16 protein-coding genes are annotated in these 17,578 nt (G+C 69.5%); 11 read left to right on the top strand and 5 right to left on the bottom strand.

The genetic code is table 11. The features are described 5' to 3' along the window. Window positions 1–87: 87 nt before the first annotated feature. The 3 genes from E3T48_RS08335 to E3T48_RS08325 all read right to left on the bottom strand — a co-directional run bounded on the left by E3T48_RS08335 (window position 88) and on the right by E3T48_RS08325 (window position 3,193). Complete coding sequence (locus E3T48_RS08335; protein WP_134523605.1) at window positions 88–1,677, bottom strand: S1C family serine protease; 1,590 nt, start codon at window positions 1,675–1,677, stop codon at window positions 88–90. Between the two features lie 122 nt (window positions 1,678–1,799). Then, the gene (locus tag E3T48_RS08330; RefSeq protein ID WP_134523604.1) at window positions 1,800–2,360 is read right to left on the bottom strand and encodes a hypothetical protein; all 561 of its coding nucleotides are present in this window, start codon (window positions 2,358–2,360) and stop codon (window positions 1,800–1,802) included. Window positions 2,361–2,626: 266 nt separating this feature from the next. Next, window positions 2,627–3,193, bottom strand: a complete 567-nt coding sequence (locus tag E3T48_RS08325; RefSeq protein WP_134523603.1) for a hypothetical protein — start codon at window positions 3,191–3,193, stop codon at window positions 2,627–2,629. 103 nt (window positions 3,194–3,296) lie between these two features. Here E3T48_RS08325 and E3T48_RS08320 point away from each other — a divergent pair, with 103 nt between their 5' ends. Next, window positions 3,297–4,499, top strand: coding sequence for an aminotransferase class I/II-fold pyridoxal phosphate-dependent enzyme (locus E3T48_RS08320; RefSeq protein WP_134523602.1), 1,203 nt, complete (start codon window positions 3,297–3,299; stop codon window positions 4,497–4,499). A 128-nt stretch (window positions 4,500–4,627) separates the two neighbouring features. On the opposite strand, the gene E3T48_RS08315 is transcribed toward E3T48_RS08320, so the two are convergent. Beyond that, window positions 4,628–5,740, bottom strand: a complete 1,113-nt coding sequence (locus E3T48_RS08315) for an alkene reductase (protein ID WP_198417644.1) — start codon at window positions 5,738–5,740, stop codon at window positions 4,628–4,630. A gap of 274 nt (window positions 5,741–6,014) precedes the next feature. Between E3T48_RS08315 and E3T48_RS08310 the strand changes: the two genes are divergently transcribed. Together E3T48_RS08310 and E3T48_RS08305 are read left to right on the top strand one after the other, a co-directional pair. After that, a complete protein-coding gene (locus tag E3T48_RS08310) occupies window positions 6,015–6,917 on the top strand; it encodes an alpha/beta fold hydrolase (protein ID WP_166789675.1) in 903 nt (300 codons plus the stop codon). 78 nt (window positions 6,918–6,995) lie between these two features. After that, a complete protein-coding gene (locus tag E3T48_RS08305) occupies window positions 6,996–7,400 on the top strand; it encodes a DUF7882 family protein (protein WP_241986730.1) in 405 nt (134 codons plus the stop codon). Between the two features lie 5 nt (window positions 7,401–7,405). On the opposite strand, the gene E3T48_RS08300 is transcribed toward E3T48_RS08305, so the two are convergent. Continuing rightward, on the bottom strand, window positions 7,406–8,254 hold the full coding sequence (locus E3T48_RS08300) for a carbon-nitrogen hydrolase family protein (protein WP_134523599.1): 849 nt from the start codon (window positions 8,252–8,254) through the stop codon (window positions 7,406–7,408). Between the two features lie 185 nt (window positions 8,255–8,439). Between E3T48_RS08300 and E3T48_RS08295 the strand changes: the two genes are divergently transcribed. From E3T48_RS08295 to nadC, 8 genes are all read left to right on the top strand, one after another. Continuing rightward, complete coding sequence (locus tag E3T48_RS08295) at window positions 8,440–9,114, top strand: response regulator transcription factor (RefSeq protein ID WP_134523598.1); 675 nt, start codon at window positions 8,440–8,442, stop codon at window positions 9,112–9,114. A 13-nt stretch (window positions 9,115–9,127) separates the two neighbouring features. After that, window positions 9,128–10,495: a sensor histidine kinase gene (locus E3T48_RS08290; protein ID WP_134523597.1), complete on the top strand. Its 1,368-nt coding sequence runs from the start codon at window positions 9,128–9,130 to the stop codon at window positions 10,493–10,495. A gap of 90 nt (window positions 10,496–10,585) precedes the next feature. Next, window positions 10,586–12,127: a glycosyltransferase family 39 protein gene (locus E3T48_RS08285; protein ID WP_134523596.1), complete on the top strand. Its 1,542-nt coding sequence runs from the start codon at window positions 10,586–10,588 to the stop codon at window positions 12,125–12,127. 4 nt (window positions 12,128–12,131) lie between these two features. Further along, window positions 12,132–12,881, top strand: coding sequence for a polyprenol monophosphomannose synthase (locus tag E3T48_RS08280; RefSeq protein ID WP_134523595.1), 750 nt, complete (start codon window positions 12,132–12,134; stop codon window positions 12,879–12,881). A 101-nt stretch (window positions 12,882–12,982) separates the two neighbouring features. Next, complete coding sequence (locus tag E3T48_RS08275; RefSeq protein ID WP_134523594.1) at window positions 12,983–13,675, top strand: NUDIX hydrolase; 693 nt, start codon at window positions 12,983–12,985, stop codon at window positions 13,673–13,675. Between the two features lie 61 nt (window positions 13,676–13,736). Continuing rightward, window positions 13,737–15,053 carry a quinolinate synthase NadA gene (gene nadA / locus E3T48_RS08270; protein WP_134523593.1) on the top strand — a complete coding sequence of 439 codons (1,317 nt, stop codon included), beginning with the start codon at window positions 13,737–13,739 and terminating at the stop codon, window positions 15,051–15,053. 2 nt (window positions 15,054–15,055) lie between these two features. Next, window positions 15,056–16,726 carry an L-aspartate oxidase gene (nadB, locus tag E3T48_RS08265; protein ID WP_134523592.1) on the top strand — a complete coding sequence of 557 codons (1,671 nt, stop codon included), beginning with the start codon at window positions 15,056–15,058 and terminating at the stop codon, window positions 16,724–16,726. Then, window positions 16,720–17,577 carry a carboxylating nicotinate-nucleotide diphosphorylase gene (nadC, locus tag E3T48_RS08260; protein ID WP_134523591.1) on the top strand — a complete coding sequence of 286 codons (858 nt, stop codon included), beginning with the start codon at window positions 16,720–16,722 and terminating at the stop codon, window positions 17,575–17,577. The genes nadB and nadC overlap by 7 nt, the downstream gene beginning before the upstream one ends. The last annotated feature ends 1 nt before the right edge of the window (window position 17,578 follow it).

Raw genomic sequence — 17,578 nt, 5'->3', positions numbered from 1 at the left:
CGACTTTGCCGCCACACGTGACGCCGGAACGCAGAACTGCGCCGCCGGCAGGAGCCGGCGGCGCAGCGGGAAGGAAGGAGCGGCCTCCTAGCCGGCGAGTTGCCCGACGGTGACGGACACGGTGATCGACTTGCCGTCGCGCACGTAGGTCAGGTCGGCCTTGCCTCCGGCAGCCAGCACGCGCACCTGGGCGGTCAGGTCGTTGGCGTCGGTGATCGGGACGCCGTTGAAGTTGGTGATCACGTCACCCTTCTTCAGACCCGCCTTCTCGGCGGCACCGCCGGAGGAGACCTCGCTGATCAGGGCGCCGACGGTGACGCTCTTCGGGTCGCCGGCCGCGCTGGTCACGCTCGCGCCGAGCAGGCCGTGGGTGGCCTTGCCGTTGGCGATCAGTTCATCCGAGACCCGCTTGGCCAGGTTCGACGGAATTGAGAAGCCGACGCCGATGTTGCCGGCCGCCGAGGCGGATGAGCCGCCGGCGTTGGCGATGGCCACATTGATGCCGATCAGCTCGCCCTTGGCGTTGAGCAGCGCGCCGCCGGAGTTGCCGGGGTTGATCGCGGCATCCGTCTGGATGACCGACAGTGAGATGCTGCCCGAGTTCGACGCTCCCTGCTGGGATTTGCTGCCGTCCTTGTTCGGAAGATCGAAGAAGAAGGGACTCTGATCGTCGGGCGTGGTGGAGTCCGGCGTCGTGGGGGCTGCAGAGGAGGCAATCGAAATGCTGCGATTGAGCGCGCTGACGATGCCGTCGGTGACGGTGCCGGACAGTCCGAGCGGGGCGCCGATGGCGATCGCGGTGTCGCCGACGTTGAGCTTGCCCGAGTCGGCGAAGGTGATCGGGGTGAGCCCCTTTGCGTCGGTGAGTTTGACCACGGCAAGGTCGGAGATCGGGTCGGTGCCCACGATGGTGGCGGCGTAGAGCCTGCCGTCGTTGCCCTTGACCTGGAGGGTCGCTTCTGCGGCCGCGCCGTCAAGGGTGACGACGTGGGTGTTGGTGAGCACGTAGCCGTCTTCGGTGAGCACGACACCGGATCCGGTGCCGCCGGAGTTCCCGCTGGCGGCTTCGATCGTGACGACACTGGGCGATGCCTTCGCAGCGACGGCGGTGATCTGGTTGACACTGTCGGTGTTGTTGACCAGGACGTTGCTCGGGCCCTGCGCCCGGTTGACGGGGATGCCGTTGTCCTGGTTGGTCAGCACGAACGCCGTTACGCCGGCGCCGGATGCCCCGCCGACGAGGGCGCCGACGGCCAGCGCCGCGATCAGGGCGATGCTTGCCCTGCGCTTGGCCGGATCCTTGACCTGACCTGAGCCGGGAGTGTGCGTGGCCAGGCCGTCCGCGGTGGCGTACGCCTGCGGTGCGGCGTTCGGGGCGTAGTAGTTGGGGGCGGTGCCCTCTTCCGGCAGCGGACGACCGAACGCGTCGGTGGCGTAGCCGAGCGCCGCCTGGGTCTGGTGGGGCTGCGCCTGCTCGGGCTGGGCCGGTTCGGGCTGGGCCTGCTCTGAATGCGCCTGCTCGGGCTGGACCTGGACCGGAACTGCGGGGTCGGGGGCCGGAACGGTCTCGGCGCTTCCGGTGGGCGCGGCGGCTTCCCCGGCGGCATTCACTTCGAACGGATCTGCGTCGTCGCGATGATCAGGGTTACGGCCGGAGTCCTGCGTGTTGTCGGTCATGGTGTGCTCCTTCCAAGCGTTGCCAGCTTTGCGCCCGAACCTGAGTGAATGGTTTGTGCAGGCTGGGAGCATTCAATGACGACGCCGTGACCTTGCCCGCAGGGTTCGCCGCAACCGCGCCGCTAACAGCCCGGGCCCGCCGCGCCGACGGTGCATTCCCGGTTGACGAGCACGGTGCGCGCTTCGGCGACGACCGCGCTGAGCGGGGTCGTCGGGACCGCCAGAGTGCCGCGCACCGCGCGCCAGTCACGGCCCGCGAATCGGTACTCGGCCGAGTACACCACGCTGAGGGTGATCGAGCGACCACCGGTCTCCGTGAAGGTGTGGCTGGTGGGCGTGTCGGAGAATTCCGGGAGGTTCAGGACGGCCCAGGATGCCCCGCCTCCGGCCGAGTCCAGACCCTGGCCGTCTCCGAAGTTCCAGCGGAAACCGACCGGGGTGAATCGCACCTCGGCGGGAAAACCGAGAAGCACGCCTGAGCGGGTGTGCACGCTGGCCGTGGCGATGAAGTTCGTGGGAAGGCCGACCACGCTCCACCCGCGCGGCTCCATCTGCTGGGTCGGCGCGGCCGGGCGGAAGTTGACGAGGTCACTGACGCTCACGACCAGGTTCGGGTCGCAGGGGGTGCCGGCGACGCAGTTGATCGTGAATCCGTCCCGCACGATCGTTCCTGGGCCGGGCACCGTGGCGGCGCCCTGCCGGCCTCCGCCGCCGGACGAGTCTCCCCCGGCGCCGCCGCCCGCCTCGCTGGCGGCTCCGCCGCCGCCGCCCGATCCTGCGTCAAATCCTGCAGACAGGTCGACGCCGCCGCCGTTGATTGCTCCGCTAACCGGAGGTGGCGGGCAGAGGCCCGCCCTTAAGTCCCCTTGCGAGCATTGGCCTGCGTCAGCCATCGCAACTTTGACATCTCCGATAATCATGGAAGTGAGAGTTAGGGCCAATGCGGCCCCTAACAGAAGTTTGCGCCAGTCCATGTCACGCTCGAGGAAACCCGAAGGTCGCGAGACGACGCATTCGAATTCTCGAAATCAACTTGAAGCGGGAATCTATCGACGCGATCTGCTATCACAACGCTGGTTCCGCCTTCGTCGACTACGTCCACATTCGACAGGTCTGAGCATAAATAGGTCGTAATCCGGACCTTGCCGTTTCCGTAGTCAGAAATCGCTTGAATCTGGACCGTGTCATACGTTGTCGAACCGACAGACCGGTACTTCTTTTCCGAATAGGTTCGCGCGGTCGTAGTCTCTGCGCGAAGGGCCTCACCGACGGCAACATCTGACAACCAGCCAACATCCTTGCCACTGTTCGCCAGAACGGTATCAATCGCACGCAGGTATGCCGTATAAGCCTCGGTGGCCGCGGCGAGGGCCTCCGCGTCCGAGGCGAAGACCGGGGCATCCGTGGCCGTTGCGGAGGTGGCCCGCGGAGCCGGAGGCGAGCATCCGGAGAGTGCGAGCGTGCCGATCAGCGCCATGGCACCCATGACCGGTCGGTGACGACTGACGAACCGCATGCGGCCAACGTAGAGCAGTTTTGGCGCGGCCGCTCGAACTGTCCACAGCCGGTTGACGGGCGTGCACGCCGATGTCGTAGCTTGGAGGCATGCAGGCGACACGATGACGATCCCCGGCGCCTGGCGGCGCACCGCACGAGGCGCCGGCCTCCTCGCCGCAGACGGCACGGTCGCGGCCAGCATCTTCGCGGAGATGAGTGCCCTCGCGGCACGCACCGGCGCAATCAACCTCGGCCAGGGGTTTCCCAACGAGGACGGACCATCGGAGGTGCTCGAGGCCGCGCGCGCGGCGATCAGCGACGGAGTCAACCAGTATCCGCCGGGGCGGGGCCTCCCGGTGTTGCGCGAAGCCATCGCCCGCCACCAGCACCGGTTCTACGGGCTGGGCGCCGACCCAGAAACCGAGGTCCTGGTCACGGCCGGTGCGACCGAAGCCCTGGCCGCCACGATCCTGGCACTGCTCGAACCCGGCGACGAGGTCGTCACCTTCGAGCCGTTCTACGACGCCTACGGGGCCCTGATCGCGCTCGGCGGCGGCGTTCACCGCACGGTGAGGCTGCGCGCCCCCGATTTCCAGCCCGATCTCGACGAGCTGCGGGCCACGGTCAGCGACCGCACCCGGCTGATCATCGTCAACAACCCGCACAACCCCACCGGCGCGGTCTTCCCTGCCGAAACGCTCGCCCTGATCGTGCAGCTGGCCGAGCGGCATGACGCCGTGATCGTCACCGACGAGGTCTACGAACACCTCACCTTCGGTGTGGCGCACATCCCGATCGCGACGATTCCGGGGGCCGGCGCGCGCACGGTCACCATCTCCTCCGGCGGCAAGACATTCAACACCACCGGCTGGAAGATCGGCTGGCTCACCGCGCCCGCGCCGCTGGTCACCGCCATCCTGGCCGTGAAGCAGTTCCTCACCTACGTCAACGGGGCGCCGTTCCAGCCGGCGATCGCCGTCGGCCTCGACCTGCCCGACAGCTTCTACACGGGGATCGCCGCCGACCTTCGGTTCAAACGGGACGTCCTCGAACGGGGGCTGGCCGCGGCGGGTTTCACCGTCAGCCGCCCCCAGGGCTCCTATTTCATCGTGGCGGATGCCGCCCCGCTCGGCTACCCGGACGGCGCAGACTTCTGCCGCGCGCTGCCTGGCCTCGCCGGGGTTGTGGCCGTGCCGATTGCAGCGTTCTGCTCACCCGAGCACCGCCCCGAGTACGCGTCACTGGTGCGCTTCGCCTACTGCAAGCGTGTGGACGTGCTCGAGCGGGCCTCAGAGCAGCTGGCCGGGCTCACCGCCCGCGCATAACTCCTGCAGATCGCGGGCGGCGGCATCCGGCGCCCCGTGTTCACGGGGCCGACCCGGACAGCAAGCAGAAATTGCAGGAGTTATGCGCGGGGGGGGGCGGGATTGCCCGCGGGCCGTGATGCCCGGCGTCAGTGCTGGAGAGCCGGGTAGTCGGTGTAGCCCTCCGCGCCGGCACCGTAGAAGGTGAGCGGGTCCGGGGCGTTCTGCGGCAGGTCGTTCAGCCAGCGGCGCACCAGGTCGGGGTTGGCGATCGCGGCCCGCCCGACGACGACAGCATCGGCCACGTCGTCGGCGGTGATCGACATCGCCTCGGCGCGGGTCGTGACGGCACCGAATCCGCTGTTGACCATCACCGGTCCGCCGAAGCGGGCACGGAGACCCTGCACCAACTCACCGGCCGGGTCCTTGTGCAGGATGCTCAGGTAGGCCAGGCCCAGCGGCGCGAGGGCGTCGGCCAGGGCGCCATAGGTGGCGGCGACGTCGGCGGCATCCGGCTCGAACGCGTCCTGGATGTTGTGCTCCGGTGAGACGCGGATGCCGACCCGCCCTGCGCCGATGGCCTCGGCCACGGCCGTGACCACCTCGATGACGAAGCGCGCGCGGTTCTCCGGGGAGCCGCCGAACGCGTCCGTGCGCTGGTTCGACGCCGGCGAGAGGAACTCGTGCAGCAGGTAGCCGTTGGCGCTGTGGATCTCCACCCCGTCGAGTCCGGCGGCGATCGCGTTCTTCGAAGCCTGCACGAACTCGGCGATCACGCCCGGCAGTTCGTCTTCGCGCAGCGCGCGGGGCACGGGGTAGGCGTGCTTCCCGTCGGAGGAGCGGGTCTCCCCGGCGATGGCGATGGCGCTCGGCGCCACGACGTCCCTGCCGCCATTGGTCGCCGGGTGGGTGACCCGTCCGGCATGCATGACCTGGGCGACGAGGCGTCCCCCGGCCGCGTGCACGGCGCTGGCGACGTTGCTCCAGCCCTCGATCTGCTCGGGCGTGACCAGGCCGGGCTGGCCGGGGAAACCCTGGCCGACGTGGCTGGGGTAGGTGCCCTCGGTGACGATCAGGCCGAGGGTGGCGCGCTGCCGATAGTGCTCCACCACGAGCGGCCCCGGCACACCCTCCACGCCGGACCGCACCCGGGTCAGGGGCGCCATCACAAGACGGTTGGGAAGTTCGAGGTCACCGAGGGTGAGGGGAGAGAAAAGATTCACTGTTGCTCTTTCTGTCGGACGGGCACCACCTTGCGGCATTGCGCCGCCGCCGAATCGGAAGGCGGGTGCCCCCTGTCGGCAACTGGTCCGAGGCCCGGTCTATTCCGCCGACCCAGGCAATCCGCGCGTTCGTCGGCAACGAACCACCTTCATGACCATCCTGCTGACGCGACCACCACGGACCGCCGCGGCGCTCCCTGACACCGCCAGGGGCCCCGCGGCAGCACAGCCCGCACCGCGACCTGCAACCGCGGAATACTGTCCGTTCCCGCTCTCCCCCGATCCCCGCCGGTTCGGTCTGACGACCAGTAGCATGCGGCTCCGCGGCGGAACGATCGTGGTGCGGCACGGCCGCCGGACGGCCTCCGACACCGCGATGATCCTGCTCCACGGCGCCGCCGGGTCCTGGACGACCTGGACGCCGCTGCTCCAGGCGGCCCGCGCCGGCACCGGATTCACCGACCTGATCATCCCCGACCTGCCCGGCTGGGGCGACAGCAGCCTGGAAACGGATGCCGGAGCGCCCAGCATCGAGGCCACGGCCGGGCTCGTCGCCGAAATCGCCGAGGCTCTCGGCTACCGCCGCTGGCAGGTGCTCGGCCACTCGATGGGCGGCTTCATCGCCCTGGAACTCGCGGCATCCTTCGTGCCGCAGACCGAATCCGTCGGCCTCGTCTCGGCGACCACCTATTCGGTGATCGACAGCGTGCGGCACCCGGTGTCCCGCCTCGGCACCCTCCCGGCCTACACCGCGCTGCTCGGGATGATGCGCGTTCTCGCCCGGTTCGAACGCGCCGGAACCTCCCTCGTGCGGGCATTCGACCGGCTCAGGGTGCTCCGTCCCCTGACCGCTCCGCTCTTCGCCCGGGTCGCCGCAATGCACCCGAGCGTGATCTCCGCCCTCGCCACCGAGGTCCGGCCCGGCCGCTTCGCCGCGGCATCCGCCCTCGCCGGCCGCTACGACGCGGATGCCGCCTGGTCGCGGATCCGCTGCCCGGTCCGGGCCACCCGCGGAGATTCCGACGTGTTCGTCGCGAACGCCGACACGGCCAGGCTGCGCCGGGTCATCCGGGACTTCACGCTGCATACCCTGCCGGGCACCGGTCACTTCGGCCACATCGAGAGCCCGGGCGTCACTCTGCGACTGCTCTGCCCGGCTCCAACCTCGCCGCCAATTCGCTTGTCAAGCGCCGTCAATGCGACCACACTGAAGTGACGACTAGTTCCTGAGACAGGGTCACACCGAATCGCAGGCTCACGAGCGCTTTTTTCAACCGAATGAAAGCGGCACCCCATGGGTTCTTTGACGTATGACCGGGTCACCGTCGAATTCGACGATCGAATCCTGGCGCACCTGCAGATCGTGATCGTGCAGAAACTGCGCCGCGGGGAGAGCTTTCTGCTGTCCTGGCGCAACGCGGCCGAGGCTGGCGACGGCCGCAGTTCCGCATGGTTGCACCCCGCGATCCCGCTCTACTTCAAGTTCTCCGGCGGCCAGCCGCCCACGATCAATCCGCTCTGGCTGGCCCAGCTCACCCGGTCCGCCAACAGCTCTCAGGGCTTGGTGGCCACGGGTGAGGAGCGGGCGATGGCCGAGCCCGACGGTCCCGGTGGACCAGAGCGAAGTCATCGGCCGGAGCAGAAGTTCACCGTGCGGGCCACCCCGAACTCGCAGGATACGATCGCCTCGGAAGGCTGAGCCTGTCAGCGGGGCTGCACCGTGAACCGCCGCAGCGCCAGCGCCGGGTTCACGGCCCGCACGGACTCAAGCCGCGCCCGCGAGACCCAGGCGACCGCGACATCCGTGGTCTCACCGATGGTGACCAGCTCGACCCCCATCGGGTCGACCACCATGCTGTTGCCGACGCCGACGGGCGGGGCGTGATCGGCGGCCGCGACGTAGACGGTGTTCTCCAGGGCACGCGCAGTGACCAGGGTTCGCCAGTGCTGCTCCTTGAGCGGGCCTCGCACCCATTCGGACGGCACCAGCACGAGATCGGCTCCGGCGTCGACGAGACGGCGGGTCACCTCGGGGAAACGGATGTCGTAGCAGGTCTGCATCCCGACCGTCAGCCCGTCGACCCGGAACGTCTCCGGGGCCTGAACCGTGCCCGGCAGCACCCAGTCCGACTCCCGGTCGCCGAACGCGTCATAGAGGTGCAGCTTGCGATACGTCGCGACCAGCATTCCCGACGGATCGACCGCGACGAGCGTGTTGGAGAATCGACCCGGATCACCCGTCGATTCCAGCATGCCGGCAACGACATAGATCCCGAACTCGCCCGCGAGCTGGGCAAGGGCGGTCACGAAGGCGCCGTCCAGCGGTTCGGCCGCCGCCACGAACGAACGGCCCAGCACGGGCTCGAAGAAGGACGAATATTCGGGGAAGACGACCAGGCGGGCGCCGCGTCCGGCTGCGGACGCCGTGAGAACGCGCATGGCGGCGATGTTGCCCGCCCGGTCGGCGCCCGGCCTGAACTGGGCGACGGCAATGCCGATGTCGGCGGTGGGATCGTCGGCGGTGGGATCGTCGGCAGCGACGGAATCGATCATGGCGCCAGCCTAGCCTCCGCCCGCGGCCGACAGGCGGGGCAGATGACCGTGCGTGAACGGCGAATAGTCTGGCAAACGGCTGCGATTCCGGCACCGGAATCCCACCCACTCACCGCACCGCCCCGCACGGCGTCGTCGACGTGCCAGCATGAGGTGAGGCGGTTCCGGCAACCGAAGGGCACCCGATGAAGATCTTGGTCGTGGAAGACGATGACCAGATGGGCGAGCTCATCGAGCGCGGCCTGCACGCCGAGGGCTATGACATCGTTCGGGCCACCAACGGAATGGATGCGTTGATCGCGATCGCCAACGACGATTTCGCCCTCGCCGCGATCGACGTGATGCTGCCGCAGATGAGCGGCTTCGAGATCTGCCGGCGCATCCGGGACTCCGGAAACACGATGCCCGTGCTCCTGATCACGGCCCGGGACACCGTGGAGGACCGGGTGTTCGGCCTGGACAGCGGCGCCGACGACTACCTCACCAAACCATTCGCCTTCGCCGAACTCACCGCACGGGTTCGCGCCATGCTCCGGCGGCATTCGATGGGAACCCCGACCAGCCTCGAGCTCGGCCGCCTGGCCATCGATTCCCGCGACCTCAAGGTGACCGTGGCCGGCCGCACGCTCTCGCTGAGCCCGAAGGAGGTCGCCCTGCTTCGCCTGCTCTGCAGCCACGCAGGAGAGACGGTCGACCGGTCGACGATCCTCGAAGAGATCTGGAACGGCACGGAGCACATCGATCCGAACATCGTCGACCAGTACATCAGCTACCTCCGGCGCAAGATCGACTCCGACGCGGCGGGAATCCGCATCGTCACCGTGCGCGGCGCCGGCTACTCGGTCGAGTTGACCCCATGACGGGAGCCCCAAGGTGAAGCTCCCCGGCCTGTCGATCAGGGGCCGAATCAGCATCGGCAGCGTGCTCATCGCCGCGGTGCTGTTCAGTTCAGCGGCGTTCTTCTTCCGGCTCGAGGTGCAGTCGATCCTGATCGACACGACCGAAACACTGCTGAGCAACGACGCAGCCCCCATCGTCGCCGATCTGGTTCGCAACCCGACCGAGTCGATCGACGCGCCCACCGAAGGCCAGCTCATCGCCGTGGTCGACCCTGGCGGGGAGTTGCGCAGGTCTTCCCTCCCGAGGAGCCTGAACAACCGGCTTGACGACCTGGCGACGATCGGCGAGCATCCGCAGGCCATCGACACCGGTAACACCCGCTACCTGGTGGCGTCGACGACCGTCGTCACCGACACCGGGAACTGGGTGATCATCACGGCCCGCAATGAGGAGGCATTGTCCCTGCTCCTCGACGAGCTGACTCGGGTGCTGACGATCGGCACGATCGTGCTCACCGTCGGCTTCGGCCTGGCCTCCTGGCTGCTGACCGGCGCCGCGCTGCGGCCGGTTAATCGGCTCCGTGCCGAGGCCGAGAGCCTGAGCACCGCCGGGGCGTCCGCCCACCTGCTCATTCCCGCAGGCAACGACGAGGTCAGTCGCCTCGCGATCACCCTGAACGACTTCATCGGGCGCCTGCGGCGCGGCGTCGACCGCGAGAAACAGGTGGTGTCGGATGCCAGCCACGAGCTTCGCACGCCCCTCGCCGTGCTGAAGTCGCAACTCGAGCTCGCCCGGCTCAACTCCGGCGACGCTCCGGCCCTCGAGCGGGACATCGCCGATGCATCCGTCACCGTCGACCGGTTGGCCCGGCTTGCCACCAACCTGCTGGAGCTGTCCAAGCTGGAAGGACAGCAGCCTCCGCCCGAGACGAATTGGGGCGGCCTCGTCGCCGAGATCTCCGCGTCGGTGGACCGCGCCCGGTTGGTTCGCAACGGCGCGGACCTCGATGTCGACTACCTGGTCGACGGGGACGATCCCGACGGCCGGTACGCCATCTCACCGACCAACGTCGGCCAGCTCGTGGACAACCTCGTCTCCAATTCGGTCAGCGCCATGCACGGAAAGGGCGCGGTGATGGTGACCCTGCACCGGGCCGGGAACGAGGCTGTGCTGACCGTGCTGGACTCGGGGCCCGGGATGCCGGACGGTTTCATCCCGGTGGCCTTCGATCGTTTCTCCCGGCCGGAGCATTCACGGGCGGGCGGCGGCACCGGTTCGGGTCTCGGACTGGCCATCGTGCACGCCATCGTCGACCGCGCCCGTGGAACGATCTCGCTCCGCAATACCGGCAGCGGGCTGGCCGTGAAAGTCGGGCTGCCCCGCCGCACCCCCGAACCCTGACGGCCTGCCGACCTGGCAACCTGAGAGCCTTCGCAGACTGCTGCCCGGCCCTCGGGGCAAACGTTAACCCGGGTGCCATACCGTGTTGGTGTGTCTTCCCTCTCCGTGCTCCCGCTCACCGAGGCTCACCCGGAGCCCCGGCCGTTGCCCGCGCGCGGTCCACTTCTGCCGGCCGCGCTGCTGGGCCTGCTCGGCGTCCTCGTCTCGGCCTTCGGTTCGTGGCAGCCGTCGTACTGGGGTGACGAGGCGGCAAGCGTCATGTCGGCGGAGCGATCCCTGCCGTCGCTGTTCCGAATGCTGGGCAACGTGGACGCCGTCCACGGCGCCTACTACCTGATTCTGCACTTCTGGATCCAGGCCTTCGGCGCGACGGAGTTCTCGACCAGGCTGCCCAGCGCCATCGCCATCGGCCTGGCCACCGCCGGAATTTTCCTTCTCGCGCGCCGGCTTGCCGACACGACGGTGGCGACGGTTTCCGCCCTCGTCTTCGTCGTGCTCCCCCGCGTCACCTACATGGGAGCCGAGGCGCGCTCGACCGCCATGGCCACGGCCATCGCGGTCTGGCTGATGGTGCTGCTCATGCACATCGTGCGCAGCCCGGCGACCGGGCGTCTCGCCCGCACCGGGATGTGGGCCGGCTACGCCTCTCTCCTCGCCGCGGGGATCTACATGTTCCTCTACGTCGCGCTGCTCATCCCGGTGCTCGCGCTCACGGTGTTCCTGCTGACCCCGAGGGACGCCCGGCGCAACGCGACCTTCCGCGCCTGGGCGTTCGCCAGCACCGCCGGCCTTCTCCTTGCCCTTCCGGTCATGCTCGCGAGTGTGCAGCAGCGGGAGCAGATCGCATTCATCGGTCGCCGCCCGCAGATCGCCCTGCTGGACGCCGCCGTGCAGCAGTGGTTCGGCAACGCTCCGCTGGCGGTCGTCGCCTGGACTCTCGTCGGCGCGGCCATCGTGACCGCCTATCTGCTCCGCGGCCGGCTGGCCGCCACGCCGGCGACGAAGCGCGCCCTGGCCATCGCCCTGGCCTGGATGCTCGTGCCGAGCGCCGTGCTCCTGTTCGGCACTCACTTCGTCACCCCGATGTACTCGCTGCGCTACCTGTCGATCTGCGCCCCGGCCGCCGCCATCGCGGTGGGAATCGGCGTCGCCTGGCTGAAGCCCCGGTGGGCGCGGGCCTCGGTCCTGGTGTTGATCGTGTCGCTCATGCTGCCGATCTACCAGGCCCAGCGCGGCGACTACGGGAAAAACTTCGGCAGCGACTGGCGCCAGGCCGCTGAAATCGTGCAGGCCGGTGCACGGCCCGGTGACGCCGTCGTCTTCGATGAGAGCGTTCGGCCGTCTCGGAAGCCCCGCCTCGCGTTGCACCTCTACCCCGCGGCTTTCCAGGGGATGCGCGACGTGACCCTCACCCGTTCCTACGACACGACCGGCTCCCTGTGGGACGAAACCGCACCGCTGGCCGCGGTCGGCGATCGCCTCACCGGCACGGACACGGTGTGGATGCTCCAATACAAGGGAAGCAAGGAGTTCACGTCCGGGAGTGACGTCCGCACGCTGCAGCAGCTCGGATTCACGGTCACCGGGTCGACGACCGTCAACCGCACAATCATCATCGAACTGACAAGGTAGCTTCATGGCACAGACTCTCGTCATCATCCCGACCTACAACGAGCGCGACAACCTCGGGCCGATCGTCGCCCGGGTGCGCGCCAGCGTGCCGGATGCCGACGTGCTGGTCGTCGACGATTCGTCGCCGGACGGGACGGGCGCCCTGGCCGACGGGCTCGCCGGCCAGGATGCCCAGGTTCACGTGCTGCACCGCACGAGCAAGGACGGCCTCGGCGCCGCCTACCTGGAAGCGTTCACCTGGGCGCTGGCCAGGGGGTACGACCGGCTCGTGCAGCTCGACGCCGACGGGTCGCACCTCCCCGAGCAGCTTCCCGTCCTGCTCACAGCCGCCGATTCGGCCGACGTCGTGATGGGGTCCCGCTGGATCCCCGGCGGCGAGGTGAAGAATTGGCCGTGGCATCGGCGGTTCCTCTCCCGCGGCGGTTCCCTCTACTCCAGGCTCCTCCTGCGGCTGCCGGAGCGCGACGTGACCGGCGGGTACCGGGTCTACACCGCCCACGCGCTGGAACGGATGAGACTCTCCAGCGTCGAGAGCCTGGGCTACTGCTTCCAGATCGACATGCTGCTGCACGCCGTGCGCGCAGGACTCCGGGTGGTCGAAGTGCCCATCACGTTCGTGGAACGTACCCGGGGCTCCTCGAAAATGAGCGGCGGAATCGTGATCGAGGCCATGGCGAGGGTCACGATCTGGGGTCTGACCGGCAAGGGAGCTCGGCGCGCCGTCCAGTTGGAGCCCGCGGCCGTCTCCGATTGACGCCCAGCGGCGATGCCGCGGTTGTGAGTTCGGGTCGTTCTGACTATATGATGGTGCCACCAGTTAGAGTCACACTGACCTTTACTTAGTGGATACCGCAGATGACCGCACCAGCACAGGCGACACTCGCCGTCTCGACGGTCATCTTCGCGCTTCGCTCCGATGCGGAGTCGGACTTCAAGACCCTGTGGCTGCCGCTCGTGCGCCGCACCCGGGAGCCATTCCTCGGCCAGTGGGCGCTCCCCGGTGGGGGACTTCCGGCCGGCGAGGAACTCGCGATGGCGGCCGCACGCACCCTGCGGGAGACGACCGGCCTGACCCCCAAATACCTCGAGCAGCTGTACACCTTCGGCGACCCCGGCCGCTCCCCCGGCGGTCGCGTGGTCTCGGTGGTCTACTGGGCGCTGGTCCAATCCGACGAGGCGGCACACGCAGTGGTCGGCGACAACGTGCAGTGGTTCCCGGCCGACCGGCTCCCCGACCTCGCCTTCGACCACAACCGAATCGTCGAGTACGCCCTGTGGCGGCTCCGCACGAAGGTCGAATACTCCCGGATCGCCCATGCCTTCCTCGGTGAGACCTTCACCCTTGCCCAGCTCCGCGATGTGCACGAGGCCGTGCTGCAGAAGGCGCTCGACCCTGCCAACTTCCGCCGAACGGTCGAGTCGTCCGGCACGGTCGTCGACACCGGGGAACGCGTGGCCGGAGCCCGGCACCGGCCACCCCGGCTCTACCGCTACAACGACTCCGTACGAGCCGTCGCCCTGGGCCCGCTGGGTCCATCGATCGGCTGACCCGGATGTCCGGACCTTCGACCTGCAGCTTTCGCCTTTCTGACCATCGAGGAGTGACCGTATGACCATCGCATCCGTTGACCAGGCCATCCAGCTGATCAGCACCGGAGCCGCCGCGGGCAGCACCTGCAGCCCCGAGCTCGCCGCCGGTCCATGGGAATTCGACGCCGGAGCGCCGGGTTACGGGCCCGGCTCCTCTATGGGCGACGTGATCCCGACCGGGTCGCCACGGCAGGGGGCACTGCCCGAGTCCTACCGGGTCGCGTCGCCGGAGGAACTGTCCGGGCGCATCCGCGCCGCCAGGGAAACCCTCGGCGACCGGGTTGTCATCCTGGGCCACTTCTACCAGCGGGACGAAGTGCTCCGGCACGCCGATTTCGTCGGAGACTCGTTCCAGCTGGCCCAGGCCACGAAGAGCCGGCCCGACGCGGAGGCCATCGTCTTCTGCGGAGTGCACTTCATGGCGGAGACGGCAGACCTGCTCTCCACCCCGGCCCAAGCCGTGATCCTGCCCAATCTGGCCGCCGGCTGCTCGATGGCCGACATGGCCGACATCGACTCCGTCACCGACTGCTGGGAAGAGCTCGAGGAGCTGTACGGCACGGCCCCGGATGCCGATGGCCGGGTGCCTCTGATCCCGGTCACCTACATGAACTCCTCGGCTGCGCTCAAGGCCTTCTGCGGCGCGCACGGCGGCATCGTCTGCACCTCGTCGAATGCCGAGACCGTGCTCGAGTGGGCGTTCGAGCGCGGCCAGCGGGTGCTCTTCTTCCCCGACCAGCACCTCGGCCGCAACACGGCGAAGGCGATGGGCGTTCCCCTCGACCGGATGCCGATGTGGAACCCGCGCAAGCCGCTCGGCGGCAGCACGGCGTCCGAACTGCACGCCGCGCAGGTCGTGCTCTGGCACGGTTTCTGCAGCGTGCACAAGCGCTTCACCGTCGACCAAATCGACACCGCCCGCCGGGAGCACCCCGGTGCGCGAGTGATCGTGCACCCCGAGTGCCCCATGGCCGTCGTCGACGCCGCGGACGAGTACGGCTCCACCGACTACATCAAGAAGGCCATCGAGGCGGCTCCCGCAGGCTCGACGTTCGCCATCGGCACGGAGATCAACCTGGTGCAGCGCCTCGCCGCCCAGCACCCGGAACACACGATCTTCTGCCTCGACCCGGTGATCTGCCCGTGTTCGACGATGTACCGCATCCACGCCGGCTACCTGGCCTGGGTGCTCGAGGGTCTGGTCGGCACCGTCGACCGGCCGCCCGTGGTCCTCAATCGGATCGTCGTGGCGGACGACGTCGCGGCGCCCGCCCGCACCGCCCTCGAACGGATGCTCGCGGCCCGGCCGCCCGTACCGGCCCGCCAGGACGCCTGAGCATGGCCAACGTCCTCGTCGTCGGAAGCGGCCTGGCCGGGCTCATCGCCGCCATCCGGGCGACCGACGCCGGCCACACCGTCACCCTGGTGACCAAGGCGGGCCTGCCGGACAGCAACACCCGGTACGCCCAGGGCGGCATCGCCGCGGCGATGTTCCCCGACGACTCGGTCGAATCCCACATGGTCGACACCCTGCGCGCCGGGGCCGGGCTCTGCGACCCCGCCGCCGTCGAGGTGCTCTGCACCGAGGGTCCCGCCCGGGTGCGCGATCTCATCCGCTTCGGCGTCGACTTCGACCGGGACGAATCCGGGGTCACCCGCGGGCTCGAGGCCGCGCACTCGAGATCGCGCGTGCTGCACGCCGGCGGCGACGCGACCGGGGCCGCCATTGAGTCCGCCCTGGTCGCCACCGTGCGGGAGCGCGCGGAACGCGCCCGCACACTCCCACGGGGGACCGCCGACGCCGGCCCCCGCCTGCTCATCCGCGAGCACACCATGCTCGTCGACCTCGCCGTGCACGGCGGCCGGGTGACCGGCGCGGTCCTGCTCGGCCCCGACGGCCAACTGCGCAGCCGGGCCGCGGACTCGGTCATCCTCGCCACCGGCGGCGCGGGCTCCCTCTACCCGCACACCACGAATCCCGCCCTGGCCACCGGCGACGGCGTCGCAGCGGCCTGGCGGGCCGGGGCGGCCGTGGCCGACCTGGAGTTCTACCAGTTCCACCCGACCGCCCTCGCGGTTCCCGGCACCCCGCTCGTGTCGGAGGCCGTGCGCGGCGAGGGCGCCGTGCTCCGCAACGCGCTCGGCACTCGCTTCATGCTCGACGTGCACCCGGGCGCCGAACTCGCGCCCCGCGACGTCGTCGCCCGAAGCATCGCCCACGAGATGGCCGGACAGGACGGGACCCCCGTGCTGCTGGACGCCACCGGACTCGGCCGCGACCTGCTCGAACGCCGCTTCCCGACCATCACCGCAGCCTGCCGCCAGGCCGGCCTGGACTGGGCCACCGACCCGATCCCGGTCGCCCCGGCCGCTCACTACTGGATGGGCGGCGTGATCACCGACATCTGGGGTCGGGCGAGCCTGCCCGGCCTGTACGCCGTCGGCGAGGCGGCACGCACCGGGGCGCACGGCGCCAACCGGCTGGCCTCGAATTCCCTCCTCGAGGCGGCCGTGTTCGCCGACCGGGCCGTGCGCGCACTGGGTGCCTCCCGCGTCGACGGCGTGGACGCCGGCGCCGCCTTGGACCGGGCCGCGGCGGACCTCCCGCGCTCGGCGGCCCCTTTCGTCCCCGGCCGATCGACCCCGGGCAACGCCGGGCCGTTCGCCGATCGCGAGGGAATCCAGCGCGTCATGTGGCAGTACGCGGGCGTGCTCCGCAGCGGCGAAGGCCTCGCCGTCGCGGCCGCGACCCTGGCCTGCTGGAGCCGCCCGGCCACCGGACCGGATGCCGCCGCCCACCTGGATATGCAGATCCAAGCATACGAAGATGCGAACCTGTTCGACCTCGCCCGGATCACCGTCGCGGCCGCGCTCGGCCGAGAGGAGTCCCGCGGCGCCCACTACCGTTCCGACTTCCCGGCCAGCCGGCCGGAGCTCGCCCACACGGTCGCCTTCAGCCGGGAACCGAACGAATCGAACACCGAGGCCGAGGAGGCCATCGCATGCTGACCATGAATGCCATCGACACCGTTGTGCGCGCCGCCCTCGACGAAGACGCTCCCTGGGGCGACGTGACCAGCGAGGTGCTCATCCCCGCCGATGCCGAGGCGACCGCCCAGCTGGTGGCGAGGGAGGCCGGGGTCTTCAGCGGGGGCGCGGTGTTCGCCTCGGCGTTCCGGCTGACCGACCAGCGCATCGACGTGCGCCTGTTCGTGGCGGACGGTGCCGCCTTCGCACCGGGAGAGGTACTCGCTGAGGCGTCCGGCCCCGCACGCGGCATCCTGCAGGCCGAGCGGATCGGACTGAACTTCGTGCAGCGAATGAGCGGCATCGCCACCCTCACCGCGCTCTACGTCGTCGAGACGGCCGGCACGCGCGCCCGGATCGTGGACACCAGGAAGACCACCCCCGGCCTGCGCGCGCTCGAGCGCCACGCCGTGCGGAGCGGCGGCGGTCACAATCACCGCTTCAGCCTGTCCGACGCGGTGATGGCCAAGGACAACCACCTGGCCGTGCTCACCGCCGGAGGCCTCGGCCTCACCGAGGCGCTCCGTCAGGTGCGCGACCGGATCTCGCACACCACCCACCTCGAGGTGGAGGTGGACCGGATCGACCAGATCGAACCGGTGCTGGCCGCCGGCGTCGACACCATCATGCTCGACAACTTCACGCCGGAGCACCTCGCCGAGGGCGTTCGGCTGACCGCCGGCCGCGCCCTGGTCGAGGCCAGCGGGGGGGTCTCGCTGGCCACCGTGCGCGCCATCGCCGAATCGGGGGTCGACATCATCTCGGTGGGCGCCCTCACGCACAGCGTGCGTTCGCTCGACCTCGGCCTCGACATCGCGGTGCTCGAGGGCTGAC

The sequence above is a fragment of the Cryobacterium fucosi genome (genome assembly GCF_004403515.1).
In the GTDB taxonomy this organism is placed as follows: domain Bacteria; phylum Actinomycetota; class Actinomycetes; order Actinomycetales; family Microbacteriaceae; genus Cryobacterium; species Cryobacterium fucosi.
The sequence above is the reverse complement of the archived record's forward strand: the minus strand, read 5'-3'. Positions and strand labels throughout refer to the sequence as shown.

What these genes read in the sequence shown, in the direction of transcription:
- E3T48_RS08335 (WP_134523605.1), bottom strand. Translation starts at nt 1,677, where the DNA reads ATGACCGACAACACGCAGGACTCCGGCCGTAACCCTGATCATCGCGAC.
- E3T48_RS08325 (WP_134523603.1), bottom strand. Translation starts at nt 3,193, where the DNA reads ATGCGGTTCGTCAGTCGTCACCGACCGGTCATGGGTGCCATGGCGCTG.
- E3T48_RS08320 (WP_134523602.1), top strand. Translation starts at nt 3,297, where the DNA reads ATGACGATCCCCGGCGCCTGGCGGCGCACCGCACGAGGCGCCGGCCTC.
- E3T48_RS08315 (WP_198417644.1), bottom strand. Translation starts at nt 5,740, where the DNA reads ATGCCGCAAGGTGGTGCCCGTCCGACAGAAAGAGCAACAGTGAATCTT.
- E3T48_RS08310 (WP_166789675.1), top strand. Translation starts at nt 6,015, where the DNA reads ATGCGGCTCCGCGGCGGAACGATCGTGGTGCGGCACGGCCGCCGGACG.
- E3T48_RS08305 (WP_241986730.1), top strand. Translation starts at nt 6,996, where the DNA reads ATGGGTTCTTTGACGTATGACCGGGTCACCGTCGAATTCGACGATCGA.
- E3T48_RS08300 (WP_134523599.1), bottom strand. Translation starts at nt 8,254, where the DNA reads ATGATCGATTCCGTCGCTGCCGACGATCCCACCGCCGACGATCCCACC.
- E3T48_RS08295 (WP_134523598.1), top strand. Translation starts at nt 8,440, where the DNA reads ATGAAGATCTTGGTCGTGGAAGACGATGACCAGATGGGCGAGCTCATC.
- E3T48_RS08280 (WP_134523595.1), top strand. Translation starts at nt 12,132, where the DNA reads ATGGCACAGACTCTCGTCATCATCCCGACCTACAACGAGCGCGACAAC.
- E3T48_RS08275 (WP_134523594.1), top strand. Translation starts at nt 12,983, where the DNA reads ATGACCGCACCAGCACAGGCGACACTCGCCGTCTCGACGGTCATCTTC.
- nadA (WP_134523593.1), top strand. Translation starts at nt 13,737, where the DNA reads ATGACCATCGCATCCGTTGACCAGGCCATCCAGCTGATCAGCACCGGA.
- nadB (WP_134523592.1), top strand. Translation starts at nt 15,056, where the DNA reads ATGGCCAACGTCCTCGTCGTCGGAAGCGGCCTGGCCGGGCTCATCGCC.
- nadC (WP_134523591.1), top strand. Translation starts at nt 16,720, where the DNA reads ATGCTGACCATGAATGCCATCGACACCGTTGTGCGCGCCGCCCTCGAC.